10 protein-coding genes and 2 pseudogenes are annotated in these 17,557 nt (G+C 62.5%); 6 read left to right on the top strand and 6 right to left on the bottom strand.

The window, feature by feature from the left end:
• Window positions 1–5: 5 nt before the first annotated feature.
• Genes AB4Z53_RS20295 through AB4Z53_RS20280 form a run of 4 tightly spaced genes read right to left on the bottom strand, consistent with a single transcriptional unit; the run spans window position 6 to window position 4,831 of the window.
• Window positions 6–2,180, bottom strand: coding sequence for a hypothetical protein (locus tag AB4Z53_RS20295; protein ID WP_291157281.1), 2,175 nt, complete (start codon window positions 2,178–2,180; stop codon window positions 6–8).
• A 1-nt stretch (window position 2,181) separates the two neighbouring features.
• Window positions 2,182–3,537 carry a hypothetical protein gene (locus AB4Z53_RS20290; protein WP_441597471.1) on the bottom strand — a complete coding sequence of 452 codons (1,356 nt, stop codon included), beginning with the start codon at window positions 3,535–3,537 and terminating at the stop codon, window positions 2,182–2,184.
• A 6-nt stretch (window positions 3,538–3,543) separates the two neighbouring features.
• The gene (locus AB4Z53_RS20285) at window positions 3,544–4,221 is read right to left on the bottom strand and encodes a hypothetical protein (RefSeq protein WP_441597470.1); all 678 of its coding nucleotides are present in this window, start codon (window positions 4,219–4,221) and stop codon (window positions 3,544–3,546) included.
• A gap of 22 nt (window positions 4,222–4,243) precedes the next feature.
• A complete protein-coding gene (locus AB4Z53_RS20280) occupies window positions 4,244–4,831 on the bottom strand; it encodes a hypothetical protein (protein ID WP_441597469.1) in 588 nt (195 codons plus the stop codon).
• A 565-nt stretch (window positions 4,832–5,396) separates the two neighbouring features.
• Between AB4Z53_RS20280 and AB4Z53_RS20275 the strand changes: the two are divergent.
• Window positions 5,397–5,558, top strand: a pseudogene (locus AB4Z53_RS20275) (IS30 family transposase); the annotation flags it as partial.
• A gap of 41 nt (window positions 5,559–5,599) precedes the next feature.
• Here AB4Z53_RS20275 and AB4Z53_RS20270 read toward each other — a convergent pair.
• Window positions 5,600–6,004 (bottom strand): annotated as a pseudogene (locus AB4Z53_RS20270) (ISNCY family transposase); the annotation flags it as partial.
• A 257-nt stretch (window positions 6,005–6,261) separates the two neighbouring features.
• On the opposite strand from AB4Z53_RS20270, the gene AB4Z53_RS20265 reads away from it, so the two are divergent.
• From AB4Z53_RS20265 to AB4Z53_RS20245, 5 genes are all read left to right on the top strand, one after another.
• Window positions 6,262–6,951, top strand: coding sequence for a TetR/AcrR family transcriptional regulator (locus AB4Z53_RS20265; protein ID WP_441597468.1), 690 nt, complete (start codon window positions 6,262–6,264; stop codon window positions 6,949–6,951).
• Window positions 6,952–6,967: 16 nt separating this feature from the next.
• Window positions 6,968–7,471: a hypothetical protein gene (locus AB4Z53_RS20260; protein WP_441597467.1), complete on the top strand. Its 504-nt coding sequence runs from the start codon at window positions 6,968–6,970 to the stop codon at window positions 7,469–7,471.
• Complete coding sequence (locus AB4Z53_RS20255) at window positions 7,468–8,061, top strand: OmpA family protein (RefSeq protein ID WP_441597466.1); 594 nt, start codon at window positions 7,468–7,470, stop codon at window positions 8,059–8,061. Before AB4Z53_RS20260 ends, AB4Z53_RS20255 begins: the two co-directional genes overlap by 4 nt.
• A 235-nt stretch (window positions 8,062–8,296) precedes the next feature.
• A complete protein-coding gene (locus AB4Z53_RS20250; protein WP_441597465.1) occupies window positions 8,297–9,745 on the top strand; it encodes a sensor histidine kinase in 1,449 nt (482 codons plus the stop codon).
• Window positions 9,742–10,434 (top strand): response regulator transcription factor, encoded by a 693-nt coding sequence (locus tag AB4Z53_RS20245; RefSeq protein WP_441597464.1) that lies wholly within the window; start codon window positions 9,742–9,744, stop codon window positions 10,432–10,434. The genes AB4Z53_RS20250 and AB4Z53_RS20245 overlap by 4 nt, the downstream gene beginning before the upstream one ends.
• Before the next feature lie 244 nt (window positions 10,435–10,678).
• Here the strand turns inward: AB4Z53_RS20245 and AB4Z53_RS20240 are convergent, their stop codons facing one another.
• Window positions 10,679–17,395, bottom strand: coding sequence for an autotransporter outer membrane beta-barrel domain-containing protein (locus tag AB4Z53_RS20240; RefSeq protein WP_441597560.1), 6,717 nt, complete (start codon window positions 17,393–17,395; stop codon window positions 10,679–10,681).
• Between the last annotated feature and the right edge of the window lie 162 nt (window positions 17,396–17,557).

Below are 17,557 nucleotides of genomic sequence, written 5' to 3'. Positions count from 1 at the left end.
CGCGGTCAGACCAGGCGCCGCTGCTCGTCCAGGCGCCTGACGAGATGCACCGAGGGCATGGTGGCGTCGATCCGCGCGTTCTGGACGTCGAGCGACAAGTCGATGCCGGTCGCCGACCGGTAGGCATGTAGGTAGCCCTGGACCTCGGAGCGCCAGTAACGGGCCCAGTTCAGCGCGCTGTAGGGATCGTTGACGTCGGCCCAATTGCCGAAACGGACCGACAGCAGCACCTGCTCGCCAAAGATCGCGAGGTTGCGGAAGTGCAGGCTGCTGGTGTCCGACCATCCCTGCAGCTTCTTCATGGCATCGACGCGATCCATCCAGGGTTCGGGATAGGCGACCATGATGCGCGTCGGCAGGAACTCGCGGAACTCGGGTCGAGCGAGTATCCACTGCTGCATGAGCATCTCGATGCGCGCCGTCGAAGGCAGGTCACCGAACTGGTTGTGCGCGCCTTGCGACAGGACGAGATGCGCTTCCTTCAGGGCGTTGAGCACCGGGAACGCGTCCGCCTTGACGGTCGTGTCGTCGTCAAGCCGGTAGAAGCGCGACACGACGGAGAGCAGCGTGTGGAAGGCCTCCAGGAATTTCGACCGGCTGTCAGCAGGGCGCATGTTGTTGACGGCCTTGCCGGAGAGCCTCAGCCCGTAGTGGTGGTCATATTCGTAGTTGCGCCTGACGACGCTCAAGCGGTGCTGCTCGTCCTGGATGTAACCCCAGAGCAGATTGTTGAGCGGCCGCAACGGGTCGACCTCCATGTTGGCAAGAGGATCGTTCTGCATCGGCCCGCGGATGTTCTGGAAGCGCCGCGTGATCGAGTTCATCGCTTGGACGAGCATCCCTTCTTCCTGCCAGTACGACCAGATGAGTTCGAGCAGGCAGGGCTGTGTCAGCCGAGACCTGAGTATCCCGTAGCAGCGGCTCACCTGCTCATGAAAATCGTTCGGATCAAGCTCGAGGTCGACGTCGCCGATATCGGTCAGCTTGATCGGCTCGTCGGCCATCTTGCGCCGGATGACGGCAAGATAAGGAAGCAGCCCCGCCTGCGCCTGGAAATCGAATTCGAGATAACGCCCGAGCCAGGTGGACAGATCGCCGATGTTCGTCGGCACGACCACGCGGTTTGTGATGAAGTCAGCGTCATCCTGGGAATAGCTGGTCCCATCGCCGAGAAAGCCGCAATTCGCCATCACGAACGCTTCGGTCGCGACCTTGATGTTGCGGTAGGCGTCGGTGTCCGTGAAGGGCAGCGCCCGGCGCCTTGTGGTCCGTGCCAGCGTGTCCCTGGTTCGACCTCTATCGATCGGATTGCCGGTTCCTAGCGGATCGCCGCAGAACACCCAGTCCATGAAATCGAAGTAGTTCTTGAACAGGAGCGCGTCGGTGCCACGTCGAATCTCCGGCCCGACCGAGATGTCGTTGGTCGAGAACGAGCTTGCGCGCTGCATGGTGACGGTGACGGGGCCGACAACGGCCGAGGGTTCCGGCGGTGCAACAACGCCGGACGAGGTCGCATCATTGGCGAAGTCGAACCCCTGGGGAGGCACGTTCCCGAAGCCACCGACCATGTGGACCTCGCCTTGGCGGTCGGCCGTCAGGACGAACTCGCTGTCGAGCATGCCACCTTCTTCGATATCTTGGGCAGCCGGCGCAACGCGGCCCAGCGAAGCGCGAAGGTGTGCATGCACGATCGCTTTGCCCGTGGGCCAGCGGAACTTGAACGTGGCGCTCTTCCCCACGGGAAGCGTCGGCAATCGAGCGCCAACCTCCACGAATGAAGTCTGGTCGGGCGAGGCCACATAGAGCTTGAAATTGTCGGTGAGGTGAAGCTTAAGCGCAATGCTCGTCTCGCCGTCCTGGTTGAGCAGGAAGGGCTTTTGCTCCTTTATGTCGTCGTTATGGAAGCGCACTACGACAGCATAGTCCTCTTCCATGTCGTCGGGCCTCGGGATCTCGAACCTGGCTTTGCCATCCGCCTTTGTCGTCTCGTGATGGATCGTGTCCCAGTTTTCAACGATGTATCCAATGACATCCTTGCCCTTCTTGATCTGGGTAACGATCGTCCGGTCATCGATGATGGCGACCTCCACGCCGGTCAGGCACACGCGAAGGCCGGTGCTCAGCAGGCCCCTGACATGGACGGTGATGCGAACTTTGTCGGAAACGGTGCTCGGGCTCATCTCATCCTCCTTGGATGGTCAGACTGGGGTTCGTGGATCGGATAGCGGCGGGGAAAGGTCCGCCACGCAGGGTCTCGCCCGTGAGGGCGCATGCGTAACTGGTGTCGAGCGTCGACTTGAGCGCCCAGAAGGTCAGCAGCTTGCCGATCAGCACGCTCTCGTCTTCCGGAGAGAGCTTGCCGTCGGCGCGGGCCTGACCCAGCACCGCGAAAACGACCGTCGGCCGTGCCCGGTACATGCCAGCCGGCGACCGCGACCATGATTGGAACATCAGCGAAAGTTGCATCGGCGCGCGGGTTTGGACCTGCAGCACCTCGGGCAGCGTCTGTCCGCGCAGCTTTTCCGGACGATGCTCGACGAGCCGCGCCACGAACTGCGGCATATGGGTCTCGAGGCGTTCGAACAGGGTACGACGCTCGAGGTCGAGCCCCTCGCGCGGATAGAGCTGTTCCCAAAGGGCCGAGATGCGGGCCCATTGCGGATGCGGGTAGAGCGCCTGGCCGATCGCAGCACTGATTTTCACGCGCAGCCACGGTGTTGGATGCGGATCGTTGACATCGACGCGAAACACAAAGGCGCGCGGCAGGCTGACGACACCGATCAGGCCGATCGTCGAGGTAATGCCGACACGGGCCACCGAGAAGAAATCCGCGACGATCTCGGAGATCCAGCGATCCCAGATCGCCCACAGATCCTTGTCGGGGCTGGCCTGCTCCTTGAGCGGTTTCAGCATGGCGCGCAACGAGGGAACGAGCTCGATCAGGGCTGCCGCCTGATGCCCCGTCTCGTGAATGAGCGAAGAGGCGATGCCGCTGCCGACCATTCGCTCGCGCGGGACACGGATGACAGCGACGGGACTTGTGCGACCACCGGGCAGTCGCGTGCGCGCCCGGCGGATAGCGGCGCCAGGCCCGCGCTCCAGGTGACACACGACCGGCGGCAGGTCGTAGAATTGGCCCTTCAGAGTGAGCGCATCGGCCGCGACCGAATCGAGACCTGAGAGCCAGGGCCCGTTGTCGTGCTCGCTGCGTTGCGTGATGACGTCACTGTACATGTCGAACTCGTTGAGCACCTGGTGGAACCTGAGGCGCAGGATCGAGAGGCGTCGTTGCGCATCGGCCGGCGTCGCCACCGCCCTTGCGCGTTGCAGCCAGGCAAGGAAGCCTGCCATCAGTCGTCTTAGCTCCCTTCGCCCGTCGATGAGGGCCCTCTCGATCGCCGACTGCGCATTCGGAAACAGATTGGCGGCCGGCACCATCGGCTCGAGCAAGGCGAACGGCTTGACGCGGTCGAGCCGCGTCAGTAGGCCGCGCGCCTCCTCCTCGAGCATGCGAAATGTGAATGGGTCGATCGCCATGGCAGCTCAGACTCCGTATACGACGATCCTGTTGCCCTGCCTGACCCAGCGGCCGGAGGCTGCACGTTGGCCGAGCATGCCGCCGGCCCTAGCCGTCAAAGCCGTTCCGCCTGCAGGCCCAAGGAGCCCTGGGGCATGCTTGCGGGCGGCGGCCACCACGGCCTGCTGCGCCGCAGTGCGCGGATCCGTTCCGGCGGCGGCCGCGCTGGTCGCTTGCCTGGCAGTGTCTGAGGCGAGGCGGACGAACTGGCGGGCGCCGGTGAACTCCAACTCCTCGTTCTCGCCGAATTCGAGCTCAAGGCCGATCGCCCTGCCGGCCGCATTCGCAAGGCCGGTACCTATCTTGGCACCCAGCGGCCCGGCGATGTAACCGCCCAATGCCTGGCCGGCCATGGGCAGGGCCTTCCTGGCAACGCCCTTCAGCGCGCCGCCGATCGCCTGGCCGATGGGCGACTTCGCAGCCTGACCGACGACGCTGACGGCTTTCTTGATGAAGTCGCCGAGGAATTGCTCGAGTTCCTGCTCGTTGTTGACGGCCAGAAGCTCGTGGGCGAGCTGGATTTCCTCGTTCTCGCTGAGCTCCGACTGGCCGGAGCCCCATTCGAATTCCTGGAATTCGAACTCCTCGTTCTGGAATGGGGAAGCTTCCTGGAATTCCAGTTGGGTACGGTCGATGTCATGCATGACGCTCTCCTGGGTTGAGTTTTCAAGCAAAGCTCTGACGTCTGATGGCGCGGCGCGCCCGGAACCCCGGCACAAGCTGGACGAAGTCCAATCCCGGTGCGTGGCGACGTGCCGCGACCCTGGCCGCGGCAGTCGCAATCGCGGCCGGCGGCTGGGTCCAGGGCGCCCGGGCGGCGAGGCGCCCGGCCTCCATGGCGAAGCGCACGAACGCTCGCGCAGTTTCAAATTCCTTATCCTCGTCGCTCAGACCTTCCAGCTCGGCGCCGGTGATGCGCTCCATCGCCTCGGAAAGATCGGCGTCGGATGGACCCGCAGGCGGCGCCAGCAAAGTCCTGACGGATTGACCGGCTCGGTTTAGGCGCGATCCAAGATGCTGCACGACCTGCGGGTCGATAGGCCTGCCGGCGAGCAATGCGCCATGGCGAAGAATCCGGTTCACGACACTGGCCAGTTCGCTGTTGCTCGTGGCTTCGAGAAAGGCGCTGCCGAGTTCGAGCTCCTCGAGCTCGGTCGATGGCTGAGGCTGCGCCGCTCGCGTCGGCACGCCCATTATGAGAAGGCCGTCTGCGCCCTCGGTCTCAGGATTGTAGGTGAGAAGCCTGTTGCTCATGCCAACACTCCATTCGGCAGCCACCAGCTGCACCGAAACAGAGATCGCAAGGATCGTGCCAAGTCGCCTCGGCCGGGATTCAAGCAAAATCAGGCCCGCCAGGCGAAGACAGCTTCGCAATCAGGGCGATGGGTACCGATTTAAGGCGAAGTCCGATTCGCCTCTGGCCGGGATCACCCGGTCAAGCGCAAGCCCCTCCGCGCTGCTCTCTTGCGGGCTGCCAAGGTCGCCGCTGCCCGGATCGCTACCGGCGGCGAAAGCCAGGATTGAACAAGAGATTGCGAGCGCCCGCTCCTATGCGCGCTCCGTCCTGCCACAAGTCGCTGCTTAGCGACGCACGGGTTCGCTGCTTCGTCGGGAAGTCTCCAATCGTGGGATCACGAACCGACCCCGCCGGATCGTGGTAAACGTCGATGGAACTAGGGACGAGAGGGATAGCGATCTTGTCAGCGAAGCGGATTCGCGGCCGGTTTGCCAGTGGTCCAGCAATGATCGCATATCCTCGTCACCGCCCGTCAGATAGGTTATCCTCATCCTACTGTCGCAACTGACCGTAAAGCACTTCCGAAGCATCCGTCGGTTCATGCCAGGCGATACCGACCTTGCAGGCGTGTCGCAACGCAAGCTCATCCAGCTTGCTCGCCATCTCAACGACCAGCCGCGAAAGTGCCTCGACTACAGGACGCCCGCCGAAGTGTTCCGCGCACATTTGCAAGAGGGAGGCTGAACCCCTACCCTGAAATCCGGCGTGTTGCACTTCAGTTAGGATCTCCCTAAGCCGCGCGCGCGTCGAACGTAGCCGTTCTTCTCGCTGTTGCTCTTCACAACCGGTTTTTCCTCCTGGTCCTGACGCTCCTTGATGTAGGTCAGGAGTTCACCGAGCCTTTTGTTCTCGATGATCGCCGCATGCGTCACCCGCTGGTCCTTGTCGAATACCCGGTAGGGTAGGGAATGCCCCTTCCAGCGCACATCCAGCCTGCCGTCGGCAAGCGCGTAGGTCTCGACATAGCGACCGACCAGCCCGCGCGTCACCGCGGTCTCCTCCAGCATGATCCGCTGGCGCTCGAACGAAAACGTCAGCTGGGCACCGACATAACGCTGCTCACGTTTGCACAGAACGTCGCGTAGCCGATCCGGGGCAAGGTTCAGCGGTCGGGGCGGATCAATGCATCGGCATCGTTGCCGACGTGTCTCGGCCCACGAGCCTGGCCCGAGGTGTCCGCCGTTCCGAAATAACTACGCATCCAAGGAAGTACTTTAGATGAGCGTACGTCGTGCGCTCCTGCTTTTGACCCGATGGCTACGCCTGTTCAAAGCCAGTCTTCCTGCCTCCTCCCCTATGATGCCGCTATCGCGTGGGAGACCGAAAATGATTGCAACATAAAACATCATCGATATGATGTTTTATGTTGCATGGAGAGGAGTCGGCGATGCGAGTGACCTCAAAGCCGGTGGGCACCCAAGGACGAACACAGCAAGAGCGACGCGACAAAACCAGGGCGGCTCTGCTCGAAGGGATGATGTCGGCGCTGGTCGAGCTTGGCTATGCACGCACAACGACCGGCGAGATCACGCGCAGAGCGGGTCTGACATCCGGTGCACTTCAACATCACTTTCCGTCTAGAGAAGACCTTGTTCTTGCACTCGTCGATCATCAGTTTGAGGCAGTCCACGCGCAGCTTGAGATGTTCGCGAGTGACGGAAACGCCGTGACTGATTGGAAGTCTTTCATTGAGGTTCTGCGCGACATCTATGCCGGCCGTAGCTACATGGCGATATGGGAAATTGTGATTGGAACGCGCGCGGACGCGCACCTCCATACATTACTCATGCAGCACAGAATCCAGTCGCAAGCGACACTCGAGAGATATTGGGATGCGGTCTTTGAGGCTCGTATACCAGACAGCCAAAGGCGCTCGGATCTCATGCATTTCACGCTTTCCAACCTCCGCGGGAGTATATTCTACAATGTTCTCGCGCCCGATGCTGAGTTCCTGAAACGGCAAAAAGAGATACTTATTTTCATTCTTGAAGCCGAAATTGGTGTCCCTGAAAGGGCTGTCTCGGCAGCTTCGACGATGAAACCCATCCGTAGTCACATCCATTCCGATGGTTTCTAATAGGAGAGACTCGCTCATGCGTTTGAATAGATCCGATTTGCGTATCGTCGCAACGTGTCTCGCTCTGGCAATCAGCGGGACTGGCGCCATCAACGCTGTTAAAGCTCAGGCATTGGGCACATCCAAGCCGCCACTCGCAACCGGGATAACCGATAGCGGTGCGGCAGAGGCCCAAGTCGTCGAGGCTGTTCGCAACGGCGACATCCTTACGATCAAGATCCGCTTTGCCCCAATCGTTCCGAACAAAATGGAATCGATCTACGCTGCAATTTCCGATCAAGACTATGAAAACAACTTTTATGTCCTTGCGGGTGACAAGAAGTATCTCCTGCTGCGAGACAGCCAAGATACACCCCTGGCAAGCCCGCAACTTTCCATTCGAAATACGAAGGAATCTACGGTTTCCGGGACCTGGTACGGCCGGTTTCCCGCTCCACCGAAAGAGATTTCTGAAGTCTCATTGACCATTCGCGGCGTAGAGACGATCGATGGAATTCCTATTGCGGACAAACAGCAATGAGCAAATTTGCGACAATATGCGCTCTTGTGATCAGTGCGGCGGCCTTCCATTCGAGCAGCTACGCTTCCAACTACAAGCGTGACGTCAGAGACCTCAAAGCGACCGTCCTGAGCTTGAAGGGCCTCGAGTCGGAAACAGGGGCCTCGGCTTCAACACTGTCGGGCAGGGTAGAGAGCCTTGTCACCAACCGCAGCGACTTGACGGCACGACGCGAAGGCAAGGCCATAAGGGTTTCGATGTTGGGTGACGTGCTGTTCGATTTTGACGCCGCTGATATAAGGCCCACCGCCAAACCGACATTGCAGGAGGTTGCACGCCTCATTGTCTCCGCTCCGGGCGGCAGAATCTTGGTCGAGGGACATACGGATTCGAAAGGGGCGGCCGCCTACAATCAGATCCTCTCCGAGCGTAGGGCAAAAGCGGTCGCAAGATGGCTGACAGCCCACGGTGTCGACCAGACAAGGCTGGCTGTCGCCGGCATGGGGCCCGACCATCCCGTTGCACCCAACGAGGATGGAGAGGGACTAGATAATCCAGAGGGACGCGCACTGAACCGGCGCGTCGAATTCGTCTTTCCGGACATCAAGTGATGTCATGGCGTTGCGGGGACAGCCGCCGCGGTCGATGAGCCCTACCCGAGCTAAAAAAGACAAAAGTATTTCTGCTCGAATAAAACGAGCCTGAAGTGAGTTTCTACCAGCGAATTTAGATCAATTCTGACAAAATCCAAAAATATCAGAATCTTGGCGGGGGGATATTCGCTGCAATAGAGCATCAGTTTATATGTAACATCAGCCGGGAGACGATTCGGGAAATTACGCCGAAATGCTTGATCTGAAGACGGTTCTGGTTGTCTCACTGGCGACCGCAAGCCTGCAAGCGGTCGCCTGGATCTTCGTATGGCGGGCGTGGCGTCATCTCTACGAACTCAGGTTTCTCGCCGCAGGCTTTGGGGCCATTGCCCTCGGCCTGCTGTTGATGATCGTCCGCGGCCCTGAGCCGTCGGCCTTGGCCATCGTAGTGCACAATATAGTCATCAAGCTGGGGCTCGTCCTGCTTGCAGAAGGACTTGCTCGCTTCCTCGGGCAGCCGCGTTACACTTGGATCGGCGTCTCGCTCCTTTTCTGCCAGATCGTCGTCTGGAGCACGGCCGTTGCAATCGACACCGACAACATCGCGATCCGCATTCACAGCTCGACTATCTTCACGGTCGTCATGATGTCGGTGATGTGCCTGGGTCTCCTGCGAGACAGGACGCAGCCGTCGCTCCTGCGCTGGATCACCATCGGTCTTCTCGCCGAGTATATGGTGGCAAGCATCCTTCAGAGCGTCGCCGAATATCGCCTGTCCGCTGATTTCGACGGCGGCCCGATCCTGGCCGATCGCAACGCATGGTACCTGCTGCAGGGTACACTCTTTCTGATCGCTTTTTTCGCCTGCCTCCTCTTCATGGTCAGTGCGAGGCTCTCCGCCGATCTGCGCGGGAAGCACGATGCCCTGCTGCGGGAAGTCGAAGAGCGACGGAAACTCGAGGGTAAACTGAGTGCCAGCCTCGAGACCGAGCGTGCCTTGCGTGACGAGCAGGCGGACTTCATGCGCGTCGTCAGTCACGAGTTTCGAACGCCCTTGGCGATTATTCGCAACGCTGCCGACATGATCGGCCTTGTCGGCGAAACATCCTCCGCAGCGAACCGAGAGCGGCTCGCTGGCATCGACGAGGCGCTCAACCGACTCTTCTCCCTCATCGACAGGTTCATGGCAGATGACCGGGAAAATGGCTTCCAACCCGAGCCATTGCAGCTCGGCTCCCTGATCGGGGATACGCGGCTGCATTTTGAGATGACGGAGCGCGGTGATCGTCTGCACTTCAGTCCGATCGATGAAACAATCTTGCTGCATGGCGACCCGGACATGCTTGGAACAGTGATCATCAATCTGATCGACAACGCCTTGAAATACGCGCCGGACGACCCTTCAATCCGCATTGAAGCCTGGGAAGAAGTGGATTCCGTCATAATCCAGGTCCGTGATCGGGGCATCGGAATTCCCAGCGCCGAAATCAGCAAGATTGGGCGCCGCTTCTTTCGGGCGTCCAACGCCAAGACGAGTACGGGTACTGGCCTCGGGCTCTACGCGGCCCGCAAGTTTCTGGCCTATCACGGCGGCACGTTGCAATTCGTCACGAACGGCCAAGTAGGAACGACAGCCATCGTGCGCGTACCGTCGTCACGTGAGGCGCGCAGTACCTATCTGCGAGAGGAGATGACAGCGTGACGCATATTCTGATCATCGAGGACGAAACCAGGCTACGTAAGGATCTGGTGGATTTCCTCGGACTATGCGGATTTGCGGCCAGCGGAGTTGCGACAGCGCACGAGCTGCAGCAAGCCTTGCAAGAGGGGCCTACGCCTGATGTCGTCATCCTCGATGTCGGACTGCCGGATGGCAACGGCTTCGAGCTCGCCAGCCAGCTTCGCAGAACCCATCGCTGCGGCATCATCATTCTGACAGCGCTCGGTGACAGCGACGACCGTATCCGAGGTTTCGAAAGCGGCGCCGATATCTATCTCGTCAAGCACAGCACGCTGCGCGAGATCGAGGCTGCGACCCGCAGCCTGCTACGGCGCAACGGGCCACTGTCCGCTTCCACGAACGGCCACGGCGACCAATGGGTGGTGGATGGCACCAACTGGCTTTTGACCGCCCCCAACCACCGTTCGCTCAAGTTGACGGCGACCGAGTTCGCGTTCATGCGTGCACTGTGCAGCCGCGGTGGCACCTGCCAGCGCGAAGACCTGCTGGAAATCCTCGCGCGCCCCAGATCGAATTTCGGCAACGGGCATCTCGATGCCATCGTCAGCCGGCTGCGTCGAAAAATCGAGGAAGGCACCAACCTCACGGCTCCGATCAAGGTCGTCTACGGCGTTGGATACACCTTCACGGCGGCCGCAGTCATAGAATGAGCATCCGTAAAACGGTGGCGCCGGATGTTCGTCTCGAGCATTCGGGATGATCCACGCCGAGAACGAAATCATTGATGCGAGCAGGCGCGTTTTGCGTATCGCTCGTACGTATTGCTGCAAAAAATAGATTGCTGGCATCGCGGTGCGACAAATTCTCTGTTGCCGCACGGACGGGAATATCAGAAGTCACGCCTGCTGCGGCCGGACCTATGATGATAAGGCCGCCAAGACACTTCAACCTCCTTCAGAACTTGTAGCCAATCCGCAGTGTGCCGCCATGGCTGGAATAGGTGCCGGAAAACGCGCCCTGGTAACCCACGCGCAAACTGAAGCCTTCGTCGTTGGCGATGTCGACGCCAGCGGTTAGTCGACCTGTCACATCGGCCAGCGGAACCTTACTGTCGAAAGCGCCGACCCCAGCCGGCGCATCGGCCAGCCGCGCTGACGTATCCCAGCTGTCAGCACTGCTGAAGCTCACCCCGGCACCAGCATAGGCCCGCATGACCGTCGTTTCGTTCAGATCCACGCGCGTGCCAACCTCGATCGCCGGGGTGGTGGTGACGCTCCATTGGCGGGCGTCGTCAATCAGGAGGTTCAGCGCACCGGCACCCGACTCGCGGTATCCACTGGCGTGCGAATAGATCAAATCAAGGTCCACCAGCGGTCGTACATAGTAGGCGCCCTGTGCGAAGGTGTAGGCGGCGCGCAATCGGGCGCTGACGTTGTAGACCTCCGGATCGCCCTCCGCCTGGCCGGCGAAGCCCGGAATCCGGATCGTACGCTCGCTGTCGTACCAGCCGTAGCTGCCGGAAACAGCGCCCGACAGAAGCCACGGACCGGCCTCGTGCTTCAGCGAGACGCCGGCATAGAGGACGTCGCCGTCGGCGTTGACGCGACCGTCGTCACCACGAATGGCGCTGCGATCGTAGCCCCCGGCAAAGCCGACGAACCAGTCGGGTGACAGTTCGACCTGAGCGCCTGCCTGCAGCGCATAAGTCGTGGTACCGAAACCCGAGACGCCGCCGCTGGCCTTCTGGTCAAGCCTCTGTGCACCTGCTTGGCTCCACACGCACTCCGTCTCCGTCAGGAACGAGGTGCCCGCGGCAAACATCGGGCAGCTCAGCAGCAGATCGAGATGTTGCCGCGTCGTGGCGATGCTGCCGGCCGCGGCCGCTCCCGCGACACCAGGCGACAAATCGGACAGGGCCGACCCGTAGTCACCAGCATCACCGTCGGCAAGCGAGCCGAGTGTGCCAAACAGCGTGCCGAAGCGACCGCCGCCGGCATCCCAGATCTCCTGCAGGTGGTCGGCGACGTTGTCCTGGTCTCCGTTCAGTTCGAATCCCGGCTCGGCGAAGTGGGCAGCCCCCGCCGCGACCGACAGCTCGTTTCCGGTTTGGGTGAGCACGAAGTCGAAGATCGCGGATTGCGCGCTCAGCGAGTGATCCAGGGTGCCGCCCGCAGTGAGAAACGACAATGTGATATCCGGCAAGACGCTTTCGGCACTCACCTTGAACTTGCCGGCAAGCGTAACGTCTCCGTCAACCGCCAGTCGATCGATGCGCAAACCGGCGAAATCGGCGTTGATCGCCAGCACGCCGTCCACGCTCTGCACGAAGTCGCCTGCTATGCTCGTGGCGTCGATGGCCCCCGAATTCCCGACCGCCAGCCGGCCATGATTGAACACATCAGCCTCGTAGATCTCCGCACCCGTCAACAACCCACCCGCCTTGTTGACAACGGATACCACCGGATCGCTTCCGACGCGGGCCGTCTTCGATATTTTGGCGTCGACGGTGCTTGCCCCTTTGACACTGCCGTTGATGACACCGGCATTGTTCACAACCATCAGCGTACCCACTGGGGAAGTGTTCATTCCGCCTGTATATTCCACGGCTACGCCCGAAGCTGCCGAGATCATACCTCCAGAATTGACGGTCAATCCATTGTTCTGCCCGCCCGAGATCCAGACCCCGGCGCCATTTTCGCCCGAACCGCCAGTCACCGAACCATCCACCGTCACGCTGACCGTGCCGTTGTTTGCCGTGCCCGCGTCGCTTTGCGCAAATATGCCGATCGAGTCCTTGCCGGTTGCTCGGATTTCATTGCCGGCATCAAGCTTGATCGTTACGTCCCCGCTTTTTCCGGCCGAAGATAGATTGCCGTTCGAGCCGATGAAGGCACTGGTTGCGTTGCCGCCGAAACCGCCGCCGCCGCCGATGGATTGCGCCAGCACGCCGAAGGAATAGTCGCCATCGGTGAAAATGCCACCGTCTATGGTGACGGAGACATCGTCGCCGTCACCATAGCTGCCGGGACTGTTGCCTTTGAAGGAGAGCGGCGCGCCCGAAGCGCTGCCGCCAATGCCGCCGCCGCCGCCAATCGATTGGGCAACGATGCCGTGTGCGCCGATGCCGCGCGTGTGGACCGTGCTCTCGCTCGTCAAATCGACCGTGACGGCGCCGCCGTTTGTGTCGCTGCCGCCCGATCCCCCGACCACGATCGAGGCTATGCTGTCGGCTTCACCGGCGCCGCCTATTCCGCCGCCGCCGCCGATTGATTGTGCGACGAGACCGAACGCGCGGTCGCCAGAGGTGCTGAGCGCGGTGCCGATCGTCAGATCGACCTCGCCGCCACGACCGCCGACCCCTCCGCTACCGCCGACAATGAGGTCGATCGCGTGGCTGTCTTCGTCCTTGGCAGCCTTGCTGCTTCCGGCACCGCCGACGCCACCGCCACCCCCGATAGACTGTGCGGCGATACCATGCGCATCGTCGCCGCTGGTCGATAGATTGATCCAGCCCTGCGCCTCAATCAGGCCACCCGAACCGCCTGAGCCACCCGAGCCGCCGAAACCGCCGCCGACGGTGATCTTGCCCGCCGCCTGATCCGAACCGTCGCCGCCCTGGCCGCCGCCGCCGCCGATCGACTGCAGCAGCACGCCATAGGCGCTGTATCCGGAAGTGTTGATACTGTTGCCGTGGTTGTCGTCGAAGGTAATGTCGACCTTGCCGCCATTTCCCCCCGCACCGCCGCGACCGCCGACGCCGACGGTTATGTTGGCTGTTGCCTGGCTACCAGACGCGGTGGAGCTACCCCCGGCGCCGCCACCGCCTCCGATCGATTGGGCAACGATGCCGTCGGCCCAATCGCCCGTCGTGTTTATACCGCCGGCATGCGTCAACGTGACCGTGCTGCCGTTTGCGGCCGTGCCACCGGTCCCGCCGTCGTCGATCGCGGCACCGACATTGACGTCGAAGCAGTAGCCGGATTTACCATCGCCGTCGTCGCTCAGGCAATCACTGCCGCCTTGATCATCGAGCGGCTCCGTATCGCCGGAGCTCGCCTGCCCCACCGAGCCGCCCAGCCCGCCTCCGCCACCGATCGACTGCGCAAGCACTCCGTCCGCATCTGCGCCGGAGGTAGCAATATTGCCTGAGGTGGTGACGTTTACCGTTCCGGCCGAACCACCACTGGCGCCGGTCCGGCCAACGGAAACGCCGACCGATGCGGAAAAATCGCCACTACTCCCTTCGGTTTCCTCGCCTCCGGGCAAACTGGCGCTGGCCGACAGCCCGACGCTGACGCCCTGCGATGTGCCGCCGCCTCCGCCGATCGATTGGACGAGCAAGCCACGCGCACCCGTCCCGTTGGTCTTTAGGGCCGTGCCTGCGTCAAGATCGACAGTCGCCGCCCCGCCGCTGGCACCCCCGCTGCCCGAGCCGCCGACCCCGACATTGGCCGTCAGGTTGAAGCCACTACCGATCTGCTTGCTGTTGACGCTTCCGACACCGCCATTGCCGCCACCGCCACCGATCGACTGCACCACGATCGCGTTGGCATAGTCGTTGGCCGTCGTCACCGAGGCGCTGTCTTCAAGCGTGACCGTGACAGAACCACCATTGCCGCCGCCGCCACCCGAGCCCCCGACCGAGACACCGATATCGGCGCTGGCGGTATCCACTGTGCCGGCGGTCGCAGCCATCGACGACGCGCTTCCGCCATTGCCGCCACCGCCGCCGATCGATTGTGCCATGAGACCATGCGAGGAAGCGCCTTTCGTCGAAACCGCGGTGCTGCCGTCCAGGGTCAACGACACGTCATCGGCGGAATGGGTCGACCCGCCGCTGCCGCCGACGGCCGTGGAGACGCTCATAGCCAGGGAGACGTCTTCGCCGGTTGGAACCGCCACCGTGAGCGCTTCGGCAATTGAGGAGCCGCCGGAGCCGCCACCGCCGCTGATCGACTGTGCAAGCACGCCGATGGCGTCGGTCACATCTCCGCCGTCCTGGCCTGTGCGAACAATGCTGTCGGTCAGGCCCACGGAGACCGCGCCGCCGGCACCTCCGGAACCGCCGGTGCCACCGACAGCCACCGACGCCGTGAACCCGAGACCTGCGGAATAGGAGCTTGCCGAACCACCGGTGCCGCCGCCGCCACCTATCGACTGGGCCACGATCCCCGCGGCGTGCGAGCCCTGGGTTGTCAGCGTCAGTCCCTGAAAGCCGACATTCGCGGTATTCGCGTAGCCGCCGCCACCGCCGCCACCACCAATCTGAAAGCTGCCGAGTCCGGCATCGCCACCCGTGGCATTGCCGCCATTGCCCCCCCCACCACCGATCGACTGCGCCAGTACGCCGACTGCGCCCGACCCTGCCGTGGCGATGGAAACCACCTGCGGGGCACCGGAGCCCGTGGAACATTCGTCGCCCGTATTTTCATTGGAGACGCAAACCTTCCCGCCGTTGCCGCCGCCCGAGGCGCTGCCGCCGACACCCAGTGCCGGGATCCCGACCGACAGGTCGATCGCATTGCCGCCATTGCCGCCACCGCCGCCGATCGACTGTGCCATGATCGCATGCGCCATCTCACCCCGTGTGGTGACCGAGCCGCCGGTCAAAAATATGCCAGCCTCGCTGCCGTCGCCGCCGGCGCTGCCCGACCCTCCGACGGTGGCGATGCCCGCCGCCCCCCCACCCGAACCGCCGCCGCCGCCAATCGATTGCGCGAGGATGCCGATGGCGGCATCCCCGCCGGTACTGATGACGCCAGAATTCTGAACCTGCGCATTGCCGCCATAGTTACCGGAGCCGCCGGAGCCGCCGATCGACAGAATTCCGCCAGCCATGCCCGCCGCGCCGCCGCCGCCGCTGATCGATTGCGCGATAATGCCGTGTGCCGAATAGCCAGAAGTGGTGATCATGCCGGCATTGAGGACGCTGGCCGTGTCAGCCGCCCCGCCACTGCCGCCATCGCCGCCCAGCTCGAGCGTGAGTCCGGCGGCAATGCCGCCCGTGCCGCCGCTGCCGCCGATCGACTGGACCAGGATACCGTAGGAATGCGCGCCCGCAGTCGCGATCGCTGCGTTGTTGTTGATGATCGCAGTGTTGCCACTGCCGCCATTGCCGCCATTGCCCGCTCCGCCACCGAGCACGTCGGTGAAGTCGCCGCCAGTGCCACCACCGCCGCCGATGGAATGCAGGGTGACGGCGGCGGAGTAGTCGCCGGTTGTCGAAATCCTGGAGGCGGCGCTTGTAAAGGCGCCCACGCTACCGGCGTCCCCTCCATAGCCGCCCCCGCCACTCGTGCCGACAATGGCAGTGTCGTCGCCGCCATTGCCCCCCTGGCCGCCAATGCTCTGGCCCAACAGGCCGTAGGCGTAGCGGCCATCCGTCTGAACGCTGCCCCCGGACAGGTTCAACTGGATCTGCCCCCCGTTCCCCCCTCGCCCGCCGGAACTGTTCTTCTCGCCATCCTGGCCATTGCCGCCGCGTCCGCCCTGGCTCAACGCGATTACGCCGCCAAGATAATCGCCTTTCGTCGAAATGGCGCCCGAATGGACCGTCACGGTCGTTGCGGCGATCCCACTGCCGGGCCTGCCGCCCTCGCCGCCGGCACCGGCGACATTCGAACTCCAGCCATCGCCACCATCTCCACCCCGCGTGACCGCAACGACGCCGCCCGAAAGCTCGACCACCTCGCCGGTGGCGACGATCGTCATGTCTGCGTAGGTGTCGACAATTACGACCGAGCCGCCTCCGCCCACGCCGCCTTCATCGGAGCTGTCGCGCGAAGCCGTACCATCGCTGCCTTGGCTCTGCGCATGGATGCCGCGCACGCTGTCGGTATCGTTCGCGTAGATCCCGATCGCGCCGACGGTTGTATTGCCGGAAGAACCGTTCGCGATATCGATTAAGCCACCCGCACCGCCCGCGCCGTTGTCGTGGCCGCCCTGCTGGCCGATGGATTCGGCAGCAAGACCCCACGCATAGTTGAGGCCGTTCAGCGAGCTCGGAGGGCTGCCGAGAGTAACCTGCCCGGTGTTGACGATGCCGATGGTGCCGCCGTTACCCCCGCGGCCCCCAACCTGGTCGCCGGTCGCGCCGCTGTTTTGTTCGCCACCGCTGCCTCCCTTGCTCACGGCGAAGATCCCAGCCATACCTCTAGCCGTGGTCGACTTGAGCGATTCCACGGCCAGCATTCCATAGTTGGTGATCGTTATCGCGCCTCCGGCGCCACCAGCGCCACCGTTCGATTTGTAATTGTCATTGTCTCCGTCTCCCGAACCGCCGAAACTCGTTGCCGAAATCAAACTGCCGATGGACCCCGGATCTGCGGATTGAGACAGGGTTATGGGGCCGTAGTTGGTGATCGTCACGGTCCCGCCGGCACCAGCGCTTCCCTCGTCGACACCGGCGCCACCCATCGTGTATGTCATGATGGCACCGCCGGCTGAGCCCGACGGCATGACGTAGGGGAGACTTGCGCCGGCGGTATACGACGCGCTCGTGTTGATCGTTATGTTTGCTCCGGCGTCTCCGTCCTTTTCATCGTCGTGATCGACACCGCTGTCGCCCCAACAGGCCGACCAGGTGTATCCGTAGTTACCCTGGCCAATTGTCTGGTTGGGATCGCCACTGCAGCCTGCATAGGCGTCGCCTGCAATGCCCGCTCCACCCATGCCAAGCGCCAACACGATCAAAATGTGCGGCACGTGAACGCCATGACCGTTGACCGGGTAACCATTATTGCTGGGCGCGCGGGTGGTTAATCCACGCTGGACGCCGGCATCCGCGAGAGAAACTCGAGGAAGGGAAGTTTGAAGGAATGGCGATTGTTGCGG

The organism is Ensifer sp. 2TAB8 (assembly GCF_052115125.1).
GTDB lineage: Bacteria > Pseudomonadota > Alphaproteobacteria > Rhizobiales > Rhizobiaceae > Ensifer.
The sequence above is the reverse complement of the archived record's forward strand: the minus strand, read 5'-3'. Positions and strand labels throughout refer to the sequence as shown.

What these genes read in the sequence shown, in the direction of transcription:
- AB4Z53_RS20295 (WP_291157281.1), bottom strand. Translation starts at nt 2,180, where the DNA reads ATGAGCCCGAGCACCGTTTCCGACAAAGTTCGCATCACCGTCCATGTC.
- AB4Z53_RS20290 (WP_441597471.1), bottom strand. Translation starts at nt 3,537, where the DNA reads ATGGCGATCGACCCATTCACATTTCGCATGCTCGAGGAGGAGGCGCGC.
- AB4Z53_RS20285 (WP_441597470.1), bottom strand. Translation starts at nt 4,221, where the DNA reads ATGCATGACATCGACCGTACCCAACTGGAATTCCAGGAAGCTTCCCCA.
- AB4Z53_RS20280 (WP_441597469.1), bottom strand. Translation starts at nt 4,831, where the DNA reads ATGAGCAACAGGCTTCTCACCTACAATCCTGAGACCGAGGGCGCAGAC.
- AB4Z53_RS20265 (WP_441597468.1), top strand. Translation starts at nt 6,262, where the DNA reads ATGCGAGTGACCTCAAAGCCGGTGGGCACCCAAGGACGAACACAGCAA.
- AB4Z53_RS20260 (WP_441597467.1), top strand. Translation starts at nt 6,968, where the DNA reads ATGCGTTTGAATAGATCCGATTTGCGTATCGTCGCAACGTGTCTCGCT.
- AB4Z53_RS20255 (WP_441597466.1), top strand. Translation starts at nt 7,468, where the DNA reads ATGAGCAAATTTGCGACAATATGCGCTCTTGTGATCAGTGCGGCGGCC.
- AB4Z53_RS20250 (WP_441597465.1), top strand. Translation starts at nt 8,297, where the DNA reads ATGCTTGATCTGAAGACGGTTCTGGTTGTCTCACTGGCGACCGCAAGC.
- AB4Z53_RS20240 (WP_441597560.1), bottom strand. Translation starts at nt 17,395, where the DNA reads ATGGGTGGAGCGGGCATTGCAGGCGACGCCTATGCAGGCTGCAGTGGC.